Source organism: Robiginitalea aurantiaca, assembly GCF_030380815.1.
GTDB classification, from domain to species: domain Bacteria; phylum Bacteroidota; class Bacteroidia; order Flavobacteriales; family Flavobacteriaceae; genus Robiginitalea; species Robiginitalea aurantiaca.
Window position 1 is genome coordinate 619,063 of the sequence record NZ_JAUDUY010000001.1, and the last position, 17,616, is coordinate 636,678.

The window sequence follows — 17,616 nt, forward strand, 5'->3', positions numbered from 1 at the left end:
AATCTTTAATCGCTAAATCAGGGCTGAGGTTTGCCCCCGGGCCAACGTTAAAGTGCCGCCTTTTGAATTCCTTGATGATAATCATTCGGGAATATCGGTTTATTTGGCTGGATGTAAGTTCTTATCACACTTATTGTGCTGGTGCGGGAAATACATAAAGTAAATCCGTATTGGGTTCCATCCTTAAATTGGCTCATGAAAAATACTAAAATAAACGCTTGACTTATCTTTTGTTCCCGGGCTTCAGGGTTTTTTTGCTAACTCTTTTTCGATCAATGTAATTACCCGCCCTGTTTCTTCTGCAGATTCTCTTTTTCTCAGGGTCGAAGATACGCGCAAGGCGCCCCTGAAGGTCCACATATTCAGGAACTCCTGATCGTGAATCAAGGCCTGGTAATCCACAGGTACATACATGTTGTTTACGGTTCTGAAATGCTTTTGCATCAGGGGTATAACAACTGCTGGCCATAGTTGATCCTCCAAACGCCTCGTTTCCTGCATGAGGTATGGATAGGTGACCTCGAAGAGTTCAATAACCCGCTGTCTCAGGGTATCCGATTCAATGAGTTCAAGCCCGGAGGATTTAAGTGTTTCGAAAGCCGAGGCAGTGAGGATGACATCCGGAACATAGCTTCCCCTTGTTATAAAAATCGGAACAGAATCTGTATAGGGTTCTTTGTGATCGATAATATCAATCATACGGTTAATGTAATTGGAGCCCTTTTGCTGAATGGCGATATCTTTTTCCAGATTCTCGATATTTGTTTCAAGGTTAAGTTTTAACTCCTTGAGCAAACTGACTTCACGGTGACGCTCTCTTTTACTTTCATTCCAGTTATTGACCTGCAGGGCCAGCAGTATCCCAACCATTACAAGGGCAATTTCGCCAATCGCGTAGAGCAGGTATTTACTAAAGTGGTTTTGGGATAGAAACTTTTTACGGAGGTTTCGGAAAAATGAGATCATGGATTTAAACCGGATTGTTAGTTTTTATGAGATAATACCCCGTTTGGTATTTACGACTTGTGCTAAGAACGGCTGCTTAAATCCGATCCAAATCCTTAATCGTAAGGTGATTTTTGGAGTCCCCGGTATTCGAGGTTGATGCGGGTTCAAAGAGCAGGACACAGGCCTCCTCCGGGGCGTAGGGTTTGTGATCTGTTCCTTTGGGGATAATGACAAATTCCCCTTTTTTCAGATGCAGGGTCTCAGAGATCAATTCGATAAACAGCTCGCCTTCGATTACATAAAACAGTTCATCTTCCCCCGGGTGTTTGTGCATCATGAATTCCCCTTTAAACTTTGCGATCTTTACGAATTGTCCATTGAGCTCGCCAATGATTTTAGGGGACCAGTACGCGCTAAACAAGCCTAGTTTCTCATTGATATTCACTTTCTCGATTTCCATTTCTACATTCGTTTATCGGGAATTGGCTTTAATTGATTAATTCCAGGAACCCCAGGAGCCTGAAAGTTCCTTTGCTGCTCCTGCCTTTATTCAGGTGGTTTAGCCAAATAAACTCCACTGCCGGCCACAGGTAATACACTTTGTTAAGTCTGGTTTCTGAAGGTAATGAATCGCGGGGTATCTGGAAAGTATCCAGCTGCAGATCATCGGGCCCAGAGCTATTGAAAAGCCCTGATTCCAATTACTCAGGCCCTCTTTTGAGGTATAATTATATTAGTAAAATTGTCACCTGTTTTGTACTTTTGTAGGGTTGATGCAGGTGTGGTGGAATTGGTAGACACGCTAGTTTCAGGTATTAGTGCCGCAAGGCTTGGGAGTTCGAGTCTCCCCACCTGTACATCTGAAGACCCGTCTGTTAGGCGGGTTTTTTTATGCCCTACAGTGAGCGCACTCCCTGAAGTTTTTGTAGTGGGGAAATAAACCAGATTCTCCGGCCCGCCCATAGTCTGTAATGACTTATTTTTGTTTCAAAGTTTAGGGCATGACCGCAATAGAGACTGCAGCTGGGATCATACAAAAAGGAGGGGTAGTGGCCTTTCCCACTGAAACGGTGTATGGACTTGGTGCCAATGCCCTGAATCCAAGAGCAGTGGCACGGATTTTCGAATTAAAAGAGCGCCCTTCTTTTGATCCGCTCATCGTGCACATTGCAGATATGGAGCAGCTTAAGGTGCTTAGCTCGTCTGAAGATCCCCGAATTTGGAAACTCGCTGAAGCGTTTTGGCCCGGACCTCTTACGCTGGTCTTGCCAAAGACCGAACAGGTCCCGGATATCGTGACTTCCGGTTTGCCCTCAGTAGGTATTCGTATGCCGGATCACCCCATGGCTCTGGATTTGATTCGGGAATCAGGCTGCCCGATAGCGGCCCCCAGTGCAAACAAATTTGGCCGGCTGAGTCCAACGAAAGCAGCCCATGTAAAACATCATTTGCCGGAGGCCGACTATATTCTGGATGGGGGAGCTACCCGCATAGGATTGGAGTCCACGATTATCCGTTTAGAACCTGATGGATTTCAAATTCTGAGACCCGGAGGAATTACCCGGGATGAGCTGGTAAAAGTACTTCCCGAATCGTTAAAACGCGCGAGGGTCGGGAGTCCTGAGGCTCCCGGAATGCTGGAGTCCCATTATAGCCCATCCAAACCATTTTATTTGTTTGAACCAGAAATGCTTTCCAGTATTGTGCCTTCTGAGGCTGGGTATATCAGTTTTCAGGGTGAGATTCCCGCAGCGTTCAAGAAGGCCTTTACACTTTCACCTGCAGGTGATCTGACAGAGTGCGCCACAAAGATTTTTTCAGTCATGCACGAGTTGCAGGAGTCAGATGTTGCAGTGATCCTTGCTGAAGCCGTTCCCGAGGAGGGAATAGGTATCGCAATCATGGATCGACTCAGAAAAGCAGCACATCCCTGGGATGGTGATCCGCAGGCTCCACAGTAGTTTTTAAATCTCTAGGCCTGTTCCAGGAGAAAGGCAGATCTTTTGAGTACAGGCAAAACAAAACCTCCGGGTGGAGGTCTTTTGTCGCAGGCCTTCAGCCCGTATTTATTCTTTCAGAAGGGGCGGAATCAGGAATGGGTTAAACCACCCCTAAAAGCGCCAGAAGCATTGTAATAAGCACGGCTCCAAGAACCAGTACCAGGACGAAAATCATTGCCTTCAAAAAGCCGTTAAGTAAACGGATACCGAATTGAATATCTCGTTCCATTTTCATGTTGATTTCCCTTAAAATACGAATAAAACAGGACTTTGAAGATCTTTTTGAAGGAAATTTATCAACTGCAGAAACCCTGAAAAGCGGACCAGTCGAAACGGATCAATGCAGGTAATTACCCTGACTGGGCATTTTCAGGTCCTGGCTGCAGTGCGAAACCTTCTTTCTTTACCCATGTTGAATTCCCGGATGGGAAATGAAGAGGAATGACCTTTGTTTGAGGTAAAATACAAATCGCAGAGGGAAGGCCAATCGCCATTGTAAAATCAATAAATCCGAAACAGGCCTGTAACCGATCCAATCGAAGAGTATCGGGATTTGCGCCCTGGCTTTTCTCAAGGGACATAGCAGACTACAAGGGTTAATAAAGTCCCGTAAAGGAGAGACCTGCCTGTTTGCGGGCAATAAAAAAACCCTTCGTATGAAGGGTTTATGAGTCGGGCTACTGCCCTTAGTTTATTGTTTTTAGTCCCGGGGCGTCCAGGAAAAATCCTAAACGATACCCATCAGTGCCAGAAGCATGGTGATGAGTACTACTCCAAGAACCAAAATCAACATAAAAATCATTACGCTCAGGAAGCCGTTGAGCAAACGGGTTCCCACTGTAAAATTTAAAGCCATTTTCATATAGTTTGCTACAATGTACTAAAAAACAGGGCATTCCCTGATTCTGCGCTGCCGAAATCGATCAAGCGGGGAATTCCCTCCATAATGCGCTCACTTGCGCAATTGCTTGAAGGAGAATACATACAAAATGTCAGCTCCGATCTTTAATGGGCTGTGTTTTCAGCTTTTGCCGCGAGTCAGAGTCTTACTTAGATCTTCAAGGGAAATTCCTTTGGTTTCCGGCATCATGAAATGCACAAAGAAAAGTTGAAGTAGCATCGTGAAGGCAAAAAACCCAAAGACGGGTCCCGGACCTATCCAACTGAACAGAAAGGGGATGGAGGAAGGGATAAGCCAGGCCAGGATCCAGTGGACAGAGGTCCCAAAGGACTGTCCGGAACCTCTGAGGTGGTTGGGAAAAATCTCAGAGATAAAGACCCAAATCACCGTGCCCTGTCCGATGGCATGGGCCGCAATAAAAAGGAATAGGAAAATGGGTACCATAATCCCGGACCATTCAAGGATAAACGCTGCAGCAACCAATCCAAGGGAAATAATATAGCCTACGGAACCGATATACATCAATTGTCTTCGCCCCAGGCGGTCTATCAGGTAAATCCCAAGTAAGGTAAATACCAGGTTGGTAAACCCAATCCCGATACTGCTCAGCAGGGCTGTATTTTCACCCAGACCCGCCTCTTCAAAGATCCTGGGAGCATAGTACAAAAAGGCATTTATACCGGAAAACTGATTAAAGAAAGCGATCAAAAATGCCAGAATCAAGGGGAAGCGGTATTTCCCCATAAAAATGTGCTCAGGCTTAGCCTGAGTGGACGCTGGCCGGACCATTACTTCCTGAAGGCGCTCCAGGGTGAGTTCGGACCCAATCCGATCCAGGACTTCGGAGGCCTTTTCGCTTTCCCCCCTGGTGAGGAGCCATCTTGGACTTTTTGGTAATCCAAGAGCGAAAACGGTATAAATAAATGCAGGGATGGCTTCCACACCTACCATCCAACGCCAGTCGTTTTCTCCGATACCGTTGAGGAGGTAGTTGGAAAAAAATGCAATAAGGATCCCGAAAACAATATTAAACTGGTACAGGCCTACTAAACGCCCCCGTTGCCGGGCTGGGGCGATTTCTGAAATATAAGTTGGTGCAGCCACCGTGGAAGCCCCTATTCCAAGGCCACCGAGGAAGCGGAATATCCCAAAAGTTATGGGGTCATTGGACAGGGCAGATCCAATAGCCGAAAGTGTGTAGAGGACACCGATCCAGAAGAGCGTATTTTTTCGACCAATCCGGTTTGTGGGAATCCCGCCGAAAATGGCTCCGATTACCGTCCCGAAGAGTGCCATCCCGATGACTACCGTGCCGTGAAAGGCATCCGAGGTTTCCCAAAGTGCCTGAAGTTTTTTTTCGGCTCCGCTGATGACAACGGTATCAAAACCGAAAAGAAATCCGGCGAGGGCGGCAATCAGCGATATGCGTAGTATTTTGGGGTTCATTCCGAATTGGGTTTAGTTGGGTCTCTAAATCTAGGAAAAATTCCCTTGGCGGGAACTGCCGATCAGCCCAGTAAGGATTGGACCCCCTTGAGAATCGCATCACTGGCCCCCTTTTTTTCCTGGATATAGGCTTCATTGATTTTCCCAATGTCGCTTCTCAATTCCGGAGCCTTAAATAAGGCGCTGACCTCTGCTTCAAAATCCCCCGTATTTTGGACTACGCGAATTCCTCCGGCCCTTACGAGTTGTTCTGCTTCAAGGAATCCGTGATACCCGGGTCCGATAAGAATGGGAAGGCCATAGACGGCGGGTTCAAGGGTATTGTGGAGTCCGGTACCAAAACCCCCGCCGACATAGGCGATTTCAGCATACGGGTATGTCCTGGAAAGCAGGCCAATGGTATCGAGGATAAGTACACAAGCATCTTCCAGGTCACCCTGGTTCATGTCGGAGTAGCGAATGGTCTTTTTCTCAATAAGCTGCTCAAGGTGTTCTATGGTTTTTAAATCAATTTTGTGTGGTGCAAGGACAAAACACTGTCCTTCTGCGGCCTGATTGATATAGGGTGCGATCATTCGATGGTCCACAGGCCAACTGCTTCCAGCTACAAAACAGCTTCGCTTGCCCTTAAAGGTTTTCATAAAAGCAAGCGGTTTGGCGTTGGAGCTGATTTCCAGAACCCGATCAAACCGCGTATCCCCGCTTACTGTTACAGCATTTATACCAAGAGATTTCAATCTTTTTTCAGAACGGGTGTCCTGGACGTAAAAGTGAGTAACCCGCCTTAGAGCGCCCCGAAGCAGGCCGCCATACCATTTGAAATATGCCTGTCTTTTTCGGAAAATGGCAGAGATAAGCAGGATTGGGATTTTTTGGCGGGCCATTTGCCGATACATTCCCGGCCATACCTCGTACTTCACAAAAAGCGCAACCTCAGGGCGGACAATGGAAAGGAATTTAGCACAGTTCCTGCTGCCGTCCATAGGCAAATATGTAACCAGATGCGGGTTCAGTTTGTCTTTTTTTATTTCGTAGCCCGAGGGGGAAAAGAAGGTGATCAGGAATTGATATTCGGGATAGGCCGCACATAGTTTCTCCAATACGGGTGCCCCTTGTTCAAATTCGCCCAGGGAGGCGGTGTGCATCCAGATCAAAGGCTTCTGCGGATCCCGCATCCGCTGTAAATAGGGGAGTGTGTTTTTCCGGCCAACGACAAACTTCCGTATGCCAGGGTTGAAAAGCGCAATGAGTTTAAGGATGTTCCAGGAAATTAGAACCGCTAAATCATAAAGAAGATACACCTGTCCCCGGGTTTACTTCAAAAATACGCTTCTTTCGACAATTCGTTGCTGCCAGCCCCTATTTTTGTAAGTTTGTTAGAACAAATTTTCTTCGATGCGTAAAATACAAATGGTGGATCTGGTCACTCAGTATCAGGACATCAAAACAGAAGTTTTGGATTCGTTTTCGCAAATTCTCGAAAACGCTTCTTTCATCAACGGACCAGAGGTTCATGGGTTTCAAAAGGACCTTGAAAATTATTTGGGTGTCAAGCATGTGATTCCCTGTGCAAACGGGACGGATGCCCTGCAGATCGCAATGATGGGCCTCGGGCTGAAACCCGGGGACGAAGTTATAACGGCAGATTTTACGTTTGCAGCTACTGCAGAAGTAATTGCGCTGTTGCAACTTACGCCTGTTTTGGTAGATGTAGATCCGCATACTTTCAATATTGATCCCGAAGCTATTCGCAAGGCAATCACTACAAAGACAAAGGCCATAGTTCCGGTCCATTTGTTTGGTCAGTGTGCCCCCATGGAAGAAATCATGGAGATTGCAAAGGAACACGACATTTATGTTATCGAGGACAATGCACAGGCAATTGGTGCCAATTACCGCTTCGGCGATGGAAGACTTCAAAAGGCCGGTGCGCTGGGAGACGTTGGGGCGACCTCTTTTTTTCCTTCTAAAAACCTTGGATGTTACGGGGATGGCGGGGCCATTTTTACCAATGACGATGATTTGGCCCATATAATTCGCGGTATTGTAAACCACGGCATGTATGAGAGATATCATCACGATGTGGTGGGAGTGAATTCTCGATTGGATTCGCTGCAGGCCGCGGTTCTCCGCGCTAAATTGCCCCATTTGGATCGATACTGCGAAAAAAGAAGGGAAGCAGCCCGGGCTTATAATTCAGCGTTTCGCAACCATCCTGAAATTACTATTCCTACCACTGTCCGGGAATGTGAAGGGATTTGTGATACTTGTGATTGTCATGTTTTTCATCAGTACACCCTGCGGATTGGCGGCGGTAAACGGGACGGGTTGGCCGAACATCTTGCGGCTTCCGGGATTCCTTTCGGGATTTACTATCCGATTCCCCTCCACAGGCAAAAGGCGTATTTGGACAAACGGTATGCCGAAGGTGATTTTCCGGTGACAAACCAGTTGTGTAAGGAAGTGATTTCCCTCCCGATGCACACCGAACTCGATGATGAGCAAATACAGCACATTACCCGGGCCGTACTTGAATTTATGGGAGGTTGATTTCGAAATGCCTCTTACAACCCAAATAATAGTATTCATTTAACATTTCCTCTATGCAAATTGCTGTTACCGGCGGGCTTGGGTTTATCGGGTCCCATACTACAGTAGAACTACAACAGGCAGGGTACGAAGTCATCATTGTTGACAATTGTTCTAATGCCTCGGAAAGTGTCCTTGATGGAATTGAGCGTATTACGGGTGTCCGCCCCCATTTTGAAAAGTTTGACCTTAGAAACCGGGACAGCGTCCGTACTTTTTTCAGGCAATACCCGAATCTGGAAGGGATTATACATTTTGCCGCTTCAAAGGCTGTTGGGGAAAGTGTTGAAAATCCGCTCCTGTATTATGAAAACAACTTGTCGACACTGGTATATCTGCTGCAGGAACTCACTGAAAAACAGCGGGCCCATTTTATTTTCAGCTCGTCCTGTACCGTCTACGGACAGGCTGAAACCATGCCCATCGATGAAAATGCCCCGGTTCAGCCTGCGGAATCCCCCTATGGCAATACCAAGCAAATAGGGGAAGAGATTATCCGTGACACTTGTTGTGTAAATCCAGAGCTTCAGGCAATCTCCCTTCGCTATTTTAATCCGATCGGAGCGCATCCATCTGCCCATATCGGTGAGTTACCCATTGGGGTTCCACAGAATCTTGTGCCTTTTATCACCCAAACAGCTATGGGGTTGAGGAAGGAACTGTCGGTTTTTGGAGATGACTATCCTACGCCCGATGGCACTTGTATTCGCGATTACATTCACGTTGTGGACCTCGCAAAGGCACACCTCATTGCAATGGAGAGACTCTTAAACGGTAAGAACGCTGCCAATTATGAGGTCTTCAATGTTGGGACCGGTACCGGAAGCTCCGTAATGGAGGTGATTCAGAGTTTTGAACGTGTTAGCGGAGTGCCTTTAAATTACAAGATTGTAGGTAGAAGGCCCGGGGATATTATCAGCGCTTATGCCGATACAAAAAAAGCCAATAATGTACTTGGTTGGCATGCGCAATCTACCCTGGATGATGCCATGCGTTCCGCCTGGGAGTGGGAACAAAAAGTGCGAAAAGAAAACTGACAAAAAAACCGACCCTTATGAAATACACCATCACTTTATTGCTTTTTTGCATCGGATTTACATCCCTTGCCCAGAAGACTTATGTTCAATGCGGGCAACTTCTTGAGGTGTCTTCAGGGAAGATGCTAAAAGAAAAAACCCTCGTGCTCGAGGGGAACAGGATACTCGAACTGCTGGATGGCTATCAGCAAGGTGCGGCCGCAGATTCAGTCCTTGATTTAAGAGCTTTAACCGTCCTCCCGGGGTTAATAGATATGCATGTTCATATAGAAAGTGAGTTTAGTCCCACCACCTATATTAAAAGGTTTACGATGAATCCCGCGGATGTGGCTTTTGAGTCTGCCGTATATGCGCGCCGTACACTGATGGCTGGTTTCACCACGGTTCGGGATCTTGGGGGTTCCGGGGTAAATATTGCCCTTAGCAAAGCTATTTCTGATGGTCGAACCCCGGGTCCGAGATTATTTACTGCGGGCAAGGCTATTGCGACCACAGGAGGACATGCTGATCCAACCAACGGGAGGAGCATGGAACTGATGGGAGATCCCGGTCCGGCGGAAGGCGTTGTGAATTCTCCTGAGGACGGGCGCAAAGCCGTTCGCCAGCGCTATAAAGAAGGGGCAGATGTTATTAAAATAACGGCCACAGGGGGTGTATTAAGTGTTGCCAAGAATGGTCAGAACCCTCAGTTTACCGTAGAGGAAATTCGGGCCATAACCGAAACAGCAAAGGACTATGGCATGCTTACTGCTGCACATGCCCATGGAGATGAGGGAATGCGAAGAGCCATTGAAGGGGGTATTCAAACCATAGAACACGGCACGCTGATGAGCGAATCTACAATGGAACTGATGAAAGAGGAAGGGGTATATATGGTACCGACGATTTCTGCCGGGAAGGAAGCGGCGAAAAACGCTGAAATTCCCGGGTTTTTCCCCCCGGTTGTGGCACAAAAGGCAAGGGAGATCGGACCTCAGATTCAGAATACCTTCGCAAGGGCATATAAAAAAGGGGTGCCTATAGCCTTTGGCACGGATGCCGGGGTCTTCCCCCACGGCACTAATGCGCAGGAGTTCGAGTATATGGTTGAAGCGGGAATGCCGGCAGACGAGGCCCTTCGTGCTGCCACGATTACCAATGCCAATTTGCTTGGGATGGGTGAGGAACTCGGTCAGCTCAAGGCGGGTTTTCTCGCTGATATTATTGCGGTTCAAGGCGATCCCCTCAAAGATGTCAGCGTGCTGAAGTCGGTCCGTTTTGTCATGAAGGACGGGAAGGTCTATAAGCAATAACAGCTTCGATTTTGTCTGAGAATTCCAAGACATCGCCTGAAGGCCTGGAAGATGCCCTGAACATACTTGAAAAGGCGCGTGAATCGGGAATGCTTCAGCGTCTTATGGAGCAACTCAGAAAGGACTATGAGCGTGCAGGGTTGCACTATCCGTTGGGAGAGAGGATGGTTACCGAAATGGACCTTTCCGAAGTTTTTTCAGTTTTAAAGGAGCATATGTATCGGCTGCTGATGGAATCTTTCGATCAACATCTTACACTCATGTATGCCATGGATGTGCCTGAAAGGGATTTTAGCTCGATTGAGCCCGCCGATGCGGTGGATGCAGCAGGGCATTTAACCAGAATGGTCCTGAACAGGGAATGGCAGAAATTGCAATTGCGCAAGCGTTTTGATGGGGCAGGGGAAGCTTAAAAATATACCCGGACAAAAGGAAGCCAGGGCGTGGAATACAGGCTTCTTCGATCGTCATAGAGCACATCGTATCGAATCCCTACGGTAACAGGACCTGCGCCATACCCCACACCCAGGTACAGGGCGGGTAACCAGTATGAATCCTTGAAAAAAGGAGCTGATTCATTCACATAAAGTTGTTCAAACTCTGCCGAAAGCTGAAGGGCAGCTACCGGATTGGCCAGGGCGAGAAGGCTCCCTCCAAAGGCGTTGTAATTGAAATCTCCGGTCTTGGAGTAGGTATAATTCAGGCCAACCCCAAAAGCTATAAAATCATTGGCCTGGTATATGGCTGAAGGGGTGACCCCAATAAAGACCCTGTCATTTCCAAAAGAAAGGCCCAGCCCCCCTCCGAAACGGACCTTGGACCAAAACTCATCCGAATTTGAATATGTGCTCTGAGCCTTTAACGAAAATGACAGGCCGATCAGAAGAATTGCAATCACAAGGACTCTGGACAAAGGGTTTCTTGAGTATTTCAAGGCTTAAGTTTTAAGGAATTACCCGTAAAGTTAAGGGATTACATGTGAAAAATTGTATTTTTGATCTTATTTTCAATACGGGAAAACGCAAGGCTTTTGTATGGATAAGTACTCCTTTTTGAATGCGGCTCACACTGCTTTTTTTTCAGACATGTACGACCAGTATCTCGCAAATCCCGATCGGGTTGAACCGAGCTGGCGTGCATTTTTTCAGGGTTTCGATTTCGGAATGGAGAGTGCCCTTGAAGAAATAGGTATTGATTCAGAACAAGGCTTAGTGCACACAGGTGTGGGCGAATCTGTGCGCATGCCGGAGTCCGTACAGAAGGAATTTCAGGTAATTCGGTTGATCGATGGCTATCGGAGCAGGGGGCATCTGTTTACAGAAACCAATCCGGTTCGCGAACGAAGAAAATATACTCCGGAGCTCGGAATTGAAAATTTTGGGCTTGAGGCAAAGGACCTCGACACCGTTTTTAACGCGGGTGAAATACTGGGTATTGGCCCCAACTCCCTGAGCGATATTATCCAGCATCTGCAACGGATCTATTGCGATTCGATTGGTGTGGAATATATGTATATCCGAAAACCCGAACGGGTAGCCTGGATTCAGAATTGGCTCAACGAAAATGACAACCACCGGGAATTCACTCCTTCGCAGAAAAAACATATTCTTTTTAAGTTAAACGAGGCAGTGTCTTTTGAGGGTTTTTTGCACACGAAATACGTAGGGCAGAAACGGTTTTCCCTGGAGGGCAATGAAAGCCTTATTCCGGCTCTTGACGCCATTGTGGAACGGGCCGCTGAACTCGGTGTTCGGCAATTCACAATGGGAATGGCGCACAGGGGACGACTTAACGTCCTGACCAATATATTTGGGAAAGCTGCGCGGGATATTTTCAGCGAATTCGACGGGAAGGACTACGAACAGGAAATCTTTGACGGAGACGTGAAATACCACCTGGGCTGGACCTCTGAACGCATGACTTCTTCAGGGGAACGGATCAATATGAACATTGCGCCAAACCCCTCCCACCTTGAGACTGTGGGTCCTGTAGTTGAGGGAATTGCCAGGGCAAAACAGGATACCCATTACCCGGAAGATTTTTCAAAGGTGCTTCCCATTTTGGTCCATGGGGATGCAGCCATTGCCGGACAGGGCGTAGTGTATGAAGTTGTTCAAATGGCTGGCCTGGATGGATATCGCACAGACGGCACAATCCATATCGTAGTTAACAATCAGATTGGTTTTACAACAAATTACCTCGATGGGCGTACCTCCACCTATTGTACGGACGTCGGAAAGGTGACCCTTTCACCCGTACTTCACGTGAATGCCGATGACGCGGAGTCCGTAGTACACGCTTCGCTGTTCGCCCTGGAATACCGGATGCGTTTCCGCAGTGATGTCTTTCTCGATCTGCTCGGGTATCGCAAATACGGACATAATGAAGGGGATGAACCCAGATTCACCCAGCCCAAATTATACAAGATGATTTCCAGCCATAAAAATCCCCGGGATATTTATGCAGAAAAACTGATTGCGGAGGGCGTTATCGATTCCAGGCATGTAGCCGCATTGGAAAAGCAGTATAAAGAAAGTCTTGAAGAAGAACTCGAAGATAGCCGCAAGGAAGAGAAGACGGTCATTAAGCCATTCATGCAGGATGAATGGAGTGGTTTTGTACGGGTAGGGGAAGAAGCGATGATGGATGCCGTGGATACCACATTTCCCCGCGAGCGACTCGAAGATATTGCAAAAGCAATAACCGAGCTTCCAAAAGGAAAGAAGTTCCTCCGCAAGATCGAGCGACTGATAAAGGACAGGCAAAAGATGTTCTTCGAAACCGATAAACTGGACTGGGCCATGGGGGAACTCCTGGCTTATGGCACGCTACTGGACCAAGGTTTTGGAGTGCGGATTTCAGGACAGGATGTGGAGCGGGGAACGTTTTCGCATCGACATGCTGTGCTGAAAGTTGAGGAGAGCGAAGAGGAAGTACTGCTTCTGAATCAGATCGGGGAAAAACAGGGCCACTTTCAAATTTACAACTCCCTGCTCTCAGAATACGGTGTTGTCGGATTTGATTATGGGTATGCCATGGCCAGTCCTAACACCCTTACAATATGGGAAGCCCAATTCGGAGATTTCAGCAATGGGGCCCAAATTATGATCGACCAGTATATTTCTTCAGCCGAAGATAAATGGAAATTGCAAAACGGGTTGGTCATGTTGCTGCCCCACGGGTATGAAGGCCAGGGGGCCGAACATTCCTCTGCACGCATGGAGCGCTATCTTCAGCTCTGTGCGCGGGACAACATGTTTGTAGCAGATTGCAGTACCCCCGCTAGTTTATTTCACCTGCTCAGGCGTCAGATGCTCGTAGGTTATCGCAAGCCCCTTATCGTCTTTACACCAAAGAGCCTCCTGCGTCATCCGAAATGCGTTTCTACAGTAGCCGACCTGGCTGAAGGGAGTTTTAAGGAGGTTATTGATGACGATGCTGTAAGTGCAGATACTGTAAAATCCCTCGTTTTCTGTACCGGAAAGTTCTATTACGATCTGATGGCGGAGCGGGAAAAACGAGAAAGGTCGGATGTAGCCCTTGTTCGCCTGGAGCAACTTTTTCCGGTACCTACGGAGCAAATGCGCGGTATTATATCCAAATATAAAAATGCGGATGATGTAGTTTGGGCCCAGGAAGAACCCAGGAATATGGGTGCATGGAGCCACTTATTGATGCACTTCCCGGAGGCCAGGGAGTTTCGGGTGGCTTCCCGCAGGTTTTATGCCTCTCCGGCAGCCGGAAGCGCTGTGCGATCAAAATTGCGGCACCAACAGGTCATCGACTACGTCTTTGATAAGGAAAAGGACAACCAGTCCTTAACGACTTTGAAAACGGCTGAGACAAAATGAAGTGTTGGCTTCTCCTTTTAAGTATTGGGATACTTCAGACTGCAGATGCTCAGGCTGAAGATGTTCAGTATGATCGGGTTGCAGAAGCCCATATACACAAAAATACTTTTGAGGGCGGAATACCTGATACTCACCTTACTCCGGATACAGCCAAACAGATTAGTGGGATGTATGTAAAACCCCATGTACAGGATTCAAAACTGGATCGCAACACCACGCCCATGGACCTTCCCTTTAATGGGGAGTGGTTCGTCTATTGGGGTGGAGAAACGGAGGCCGAGAACTATCACATGGCTGATAAGAACCAACAATTTGCATACGATATCCTCAAAGTTGCCAATGGAGCTTCTTATGAAGGGGATCCGCTTAAGAATGAAAGTTATTTTGCATTTGGAGCGGATATATTGGCTCCCTGTGATGCGGTCGTGGAAATGGCGGTGGATGGGGTTCCTGATAATGTCCCTGGAGAAACAAATCCGATTTTTTTGACCGGGAATACCGTGGTTCTGAAAACAGTTGCCGGAGAATTTATTCTCATGTGCCATTTAAAGCAGGGTTCAGTTCGGGTGGGGAAAGGAGACAAGGTCGTTAAAGGGCAGGTGCTTGCTCAATGTGGAAATTCAGGTAATACCACAGAACCGCACCTCCATATGCAACTTCAGAATACGCGAGACATTCATCAGGCAACAGGCGCACGCCTGTTGTTTAATCGTATTTTAGTCAACGGAACACCCAGGGAAGGGTATATACCTGTAAAGGAAGATTTTATAAAACGTATCGAATAAATTACTAAATACTGCACTGCATGATTTTAGAAATGAAAGTCCCCTCACCAGGGGAATCTATTACCGAGGTCGAGATTGCCGAATGGTTGGTCAGTGATGGAGACTATGTAGAAAAGGACCAGGCCATCGCAGAGGTGGATTCCGATAAAGCCACGCTTGAGCTCCCCGCGGAAGAAAGCGGTATTATTACGCTCAAAGCGGAAGAAGGGGATGCTGTAAATGTAGGTGAAGTGGTTTGTCTTATCGATACCAGTGCCGCGAAACCGTCAGGAGATCCTAAAGAAGCTAAGGAAGCTGAGGAGGAGAAAGGGACGAAAACACCATCGGAAACCCCGGAAAAACAAGCCGTAAAGCAGTCGGAGCCTGCGACGCACGCCACAGGGGTGCCCTCTCCGGCTGCCCGCAAGATCCTTCAGGAAAAGGATATTGATCCTTCTTCGGTTAAGGGTTCGGGTAAAGGAGGTCGTATTCTCAAGGAAGATGCCGTGAGTGCCGTTCCTTCCATGGGTACTCCGGGAGGAGGTTCCAGAGGTGAAAGCAGAAGCAAGCTATCCATGCTCAGGAGAAAGGTAGCCGAACGACTGGTGTCCGCAAAAAATGAAACGGCCATGCTCACTACCTTCAATGAAGTGGATATGTCGGCGGTTTTCGAATTGCGGGCTCAATACAAGGAAGCTTTTAAAGAAAAGCACGGAGTGAGTCTGGGCTTTATGTCTTTTTATACCAAAGCCGTTATTCGGGGGTTACAAATGTATCCCGCGGTGAATTCCATGATCGACGGTAAGGAGATGATCACCTATGATTTCTGTGATATCAGTATTGCTGTTTCCGGGCCCAAGGGCCTGATGGTTCCTGTGATCAGAAACGCAGAAAACCTCACGTTCAGAGGAGTGGAAGCTGAGGTAAAGCGGCTGGCAATCCGGGCGAGGGATGGTGAAATCACTGTAGATGAAATGACCGGTGGGACCTTTACCATATCCAATGGGGGCGTTTTTGGCTCCATGTTATCCACACCCATAATCAATCCCCCTCAAAGTGGAATCCTGGGCATGCATAACATTGTGGAACGACCTGTAGTGAAGAATGGCGCCATCGTAGCCGCCCCGGTAATGTACGTGGCCTTGTCCTACGACCACCGAATTATCGATGGAAAGGAATCTGTAGGGTTCCTGGTAGCTGTCAAGGAAGCCATAGAGAATCCAGTGGAACATCTAATGGATGGCGCAATTGAAAAGGCTTTGGAATTATAGGACATCTATTTGAAAAAGCTAAAAAGCCCGGCAATTTTGCCGGGCTTTTTTAATTATTACCTTCAACTTCCTTAATTGCAGTCCAATTGTTCACTCGAAAGCGGATCCGCTACCGGGAAGCATAAGCCAGAGGGAAGCGCATCGGGCACATAGCGTTCTAAATTGGGATCAAACAACGCGTCTTCGACAAACGCAGTAAGCGCTTTTACTTCGGTATCTGTCAGGCCTAAAGGGTAGAAATTCGGTGAGAGATCCGAAATTGGCACTTCCTTATTTTCTGGTATTCCATCGTTTTTGTAATGAAGAATATCTTTTACTGAAGAGAAACTTCCCCCGTGCCCCAGGAAATTAAGCCCTTTTAAATTGTAAAGGGTAGGTGTTTTAAACGCATACATGTCAGAGGCTTTATTTGTAAAACCTCCCCTTCCTTTTTTGGTGTTTTCATCGACAAGGCCGATAATGTCACCCGTTACAAAATCATTCATCCCAAGGGCATGAAAAGACATACTGCTCAGCGAAGGTCCGGAATGACATTGGTAACATTCGGCCTTGCCAAAGAATAGGATGGCGCCCTCAATTTGCTCCTTATTCATCGCATCCCGATCCCCTTTTAACCACTCCTGAAAAGGGGCTTCATTCGAAAGCACAGTTCTCTCGTAAGCAGCAATTGCCTTGGCTGCGTTTAAATCTGAATACCTTTCTGATGGATCAGAGTCGCTGAAAGCTTCATCAAATAAGGCCTTGTAGGCTGGCATATTTTCGATCATTTGAGGATCACAGCGCAGTCTATGGACACCAAGTCCGGCTATGGCTTGGGTTTCAACACCCTGAAATCCCAGGGTATTGCTTTCTTTTGGGGTTCCCGGTTCCCAGGAAGCTTCCGTTCCTTCATTCACTCCGGTTGCTCCAAACTGCCCATTCCATAGCATGACTTCCTGAAATGCAGTATTTAATACCGTAGGGGTGCGTATGGGTTGAACGTCGAGTTCTGTACTCAGGTATAAATTGTCGGGAACTCTTCCCTCCCCGAAGAATCCAAATCCGGACCCTCCTTCTCCAATACCTTGCTTTGTACCGCTTTGAAATCCCGCCTTGGCATGATGGCAACTCGCACAGGAATAGGTCTGCATGCCTTGCTCACGAACGGGGTTGATGCCCATCGCTGTTTCATGGAAAAGCAATTGGCCAAGGAGTACCTTTGAATCCGTGAGGGGATTTTTAGGGTCACTTGGAATACTCTCGTAATCCCGGCTGTTGGGAAGCAGGAGTATTGAGGTTGTTCCGTATAAATTTTCAAGCTGTTGGCTCAGGGCTTGACTCAATTGGTCAGGGTCATCCAAATTGATGTAATTGTCTTCTTCCGGCGCGCAGGATTGCAGGCCGATGAAGGCGCTTACAGTAAAGAATATGAATATAAATTTCCGCATTACGCTCTGAGTTCGAGGGTGGAATGTATAGGCCAAAAAAGAAACAAAGGTCCGAAGTAATGTTTGTAATTCCAACATATTCTCGATAAT

General features: G+C 47.3%; 16 protein-coding genes and 1 tRNA gene. 9 read left to right on the forward strand and 8 right to left on the reverse strand.

What is annotated here, in order from left to right:
- Positions 1–243 precede the first annotated feature (243 nt).
- Both QU605_RS02715 and QU605_RS02720 read right to left on the reverse strand, forming a co-directional pair.
- On the reverse strand, positions 244–966 hold the full coding sequence (locus tag QU605_RS02715) for a DUF6090 family protein (RefSeq protein WP_289723721.1): 723 nt from the start codon (positions 964–966) through the stop codon (positions 244–246).
- Between the two features lie 76 nt (positions 967–1,042).
- Positions 1,043–1,408 (reverse strand): cupin domain-containing protein, encoded by a 366-nt coding sequence (locus QU605_RS02720; RefSeq protein WP_289723722.1) that lies wholly within the window; start codon positions 1,406–1,408, stop codon positions 1,043–1,045.
- A 315-nt stretch (positions 1,409–1,723) separates the two neighbouring features.
- Between QU605_RS02720 and QU605_RS02725 the strand changes: the two genes are divergently transcribed.
- Positions 1,724–1,805 (forward strand) — tRNA-Leu (locus QU605_RS02725).
- 144 nt (positions 1,806–1,949) lie between these two features.
- A complete protein-coding gene (locus QU605_RS02730; protein ID WP_289723723.1) occupies positions 1,950–2,909 on the forward strand; it encodes an L-threonylcarbamoyladenylate synthase in 960 nt (319 codons plus the stop codon).
- A gap of 139 nt (positions 2,910–3,048) precedes the next feature.
- Here QU605_RS02730 and QU605_RS02735 read toward each other — a convergent pair whose 3' ends face one another.
- The 4 genes from QU605_RS02735 to QU605_RS02750 all read right to left on the reverse strand — a co-directional run bounded on the left by QU605_RS02735 (position 3,049) and on the right by QU605_RS02750 (position 6,596).
- The gene (locus tag QU605_RS02735) at positions 3,049–3,177 is read right to left on the reverse strand and encodes a hypothetical protein (RefSeq protein WP_289723724.1); all 129 of its coding nucleotides are present in this window, start codon (positions 3,175–3,177) and stop codon (positions 3,049–3,051) included.
- Positions 3,178–3,675: 498 nt separating this feature from the next.
- A complete protein-coding gene (locus QU605_RS02740) occupies positions 3,676–3,804 on the reverse strand; it encodes a hypothetical protein (RefSeq protein ID WP_289723725.1) in 129 nt (42 codons plus the stop codon).
- 165 nt (positions 3,805–3,969) lie between these two features.
- Positions 3,970–5,295: a sugar porter family MFS transporter gene (locus tag QU605_RS02745; protein WP_289723726.1), complete on the reverse strand. Its 1,326-nt coding sequence runs from the start codon at positions 5,293–5,295 to the stop codon at positions 3,970–3,972.
- A 62-nt stretch (positions 5,296–5,357) separates the two neighbouring features.
- A complete protein-coding gene (locus tag QU605_RS02750; RefSeq protein WP_289723727.1) occupies positions 5,358–6,596 on the reverse strand; it encodes a 3-deoxy-D-manno-octulosonic acid transferase in 1,239 nt (412 codons plus the stop codon).
- Positions 6,597–6,690: 94 nt separating this feature from the next.
- Between QU605_RS02750 and QU605_RS02755 the strand changes: the two genes are divergently transcribed.
- From QU605_RS02755 to QU605_RS02770, 4 genes are read left to right on the forward strand one after another with little or no spacing between them, the layout of a single operon-like run.
- Positions 6,691–7,845 (forward strand): DegT/DnrJ/EryC1/StrS family aminotransferase, encoded by a 1,155-nt coding sequence (locus QU605_RS02755; protein ID WP_289723728.1) that lies wholly within the window; start codon positions 6,691–6,693, stop codon positions 7,843–7,845.
- A 53-nt stretch (positions 7,846–7,898) separates the two neighbouring features.
- Positions 7,899–8,921: a UDP-glucose 4-epimerase GalE gene (gene galE / locus QU605_RS02760; protein WP_289723729.1), complete on the forward strand. Its 1,023-nt coding sequence runs from the start codon at positions 7,899–7,901 to the stop codon at positions 8,919–8,921.
- Positions 8,922–8,938: 17 nt separating this feature from the next.
- On the forward strand, positions 8,939–10,213 hold the full coding sequence (locus QU605_RS02765; RefSeq protein WP_289723730.1) for a metal-dependent hydrolase family protein: 1,275 nt from the start codon (positions 8,939–8,941) through the stop codon (positions 10,211–10,213).
- A gap of 11 nt (positions 10,214–10,224) precedes the next feature.
- Positions 10,225–10,626, forward strand: a complete 402-nt coding sequence (locus tag QU605_RS02770) for a hypothetical protein (protein WP_289723731.1) — start codon at positions 10,225–10,227, stop codon at positions 10,624–10,626.
- Here the strand turns inward: QU605_RS02770 and QU605_RS02775 are convergent.
- Positions 10,623–11,147, reverse strand: a complete 525-nt coding sequence (locus QU605_RS02775; RefSeq protein WP_289723732.1) for an alpha-ketoglutarate decarboxylase — start codon at positions 11,145–11,147, stop codon at positions 10,623–10,625. The two genes, QU605_RS02770 and QU605_RS02775, sit on opposite strands and share 4 nt — an antisense overlap.
- A gap of 100 nt (positions 11,148–11,247) precedes the next feature.
- On the opposite strand from QU605_RS02775, the gene QU605_RS02780 reads away from it, so the two are divergent.
- From QU605_RS02780 to odhB, 3 genes are read left to right on the forward strand one after another with little or no spacing between them, the layout of a single operon-like run.
- Positions 11,248–14,064, forward strand: coding sequence for a 2-oxoglutarate dehydrogenase E1 component (locus QU605_RS02780; RefSeq protein WP_289723733.1), 2,817 nt, complete (start codon positions 11,248–11,250; stop codon positions 14,062–14,064).
- The gene (locus QU605_RS02785) at positions 14,061–14,849 is read left to right on the forward strand and encodes a M23 family metallopeptidase (RefSeq protein WP_289723734.1); all 789 of its coding nucleotides are present in this window, start codon (positions 14,061–14,063) and stop codon (positions 14,847–14,849) included. The genes QU605_RS02780 and QU605_RS02785 overlap by 4 nt, the downstream gene beginning before the upstream one ends.
- A 20-nt stretch (positions 14,850–14,869) precedes the next feature.
- The gene (gene odhB, locus QU605_RS02790) at positions 14,870–16,099 is read left to right on the forward strand and encodes a 2-oxoglutarate dehydrogenase complex dihydrolipoyllysine-residue succinyltransferase (protein ID WP_289723735.1); all 1,230 of its coding nucleotides are present in this window, start codon (positions 14,870–14,872) and stop codon (positions 16,097–16,099) included.
- A gap of 71 nt (positions 16,100–16,170) precedes the next feature.
- Here the strand turns inward: odhB and QU605_RS02795 are convergent, their stop codons facing one another.
- Entirely contained in the window at positions 16,171–17,526 is a 1,356-nt protein-coding gene (locus QU605_RS02795; protein ID WP_289723736.1) for a cytochrome-c peroxidase, read from the reverse strand.
- Positions 17,527–17,616: the final 90 nt, after the last annotated feature.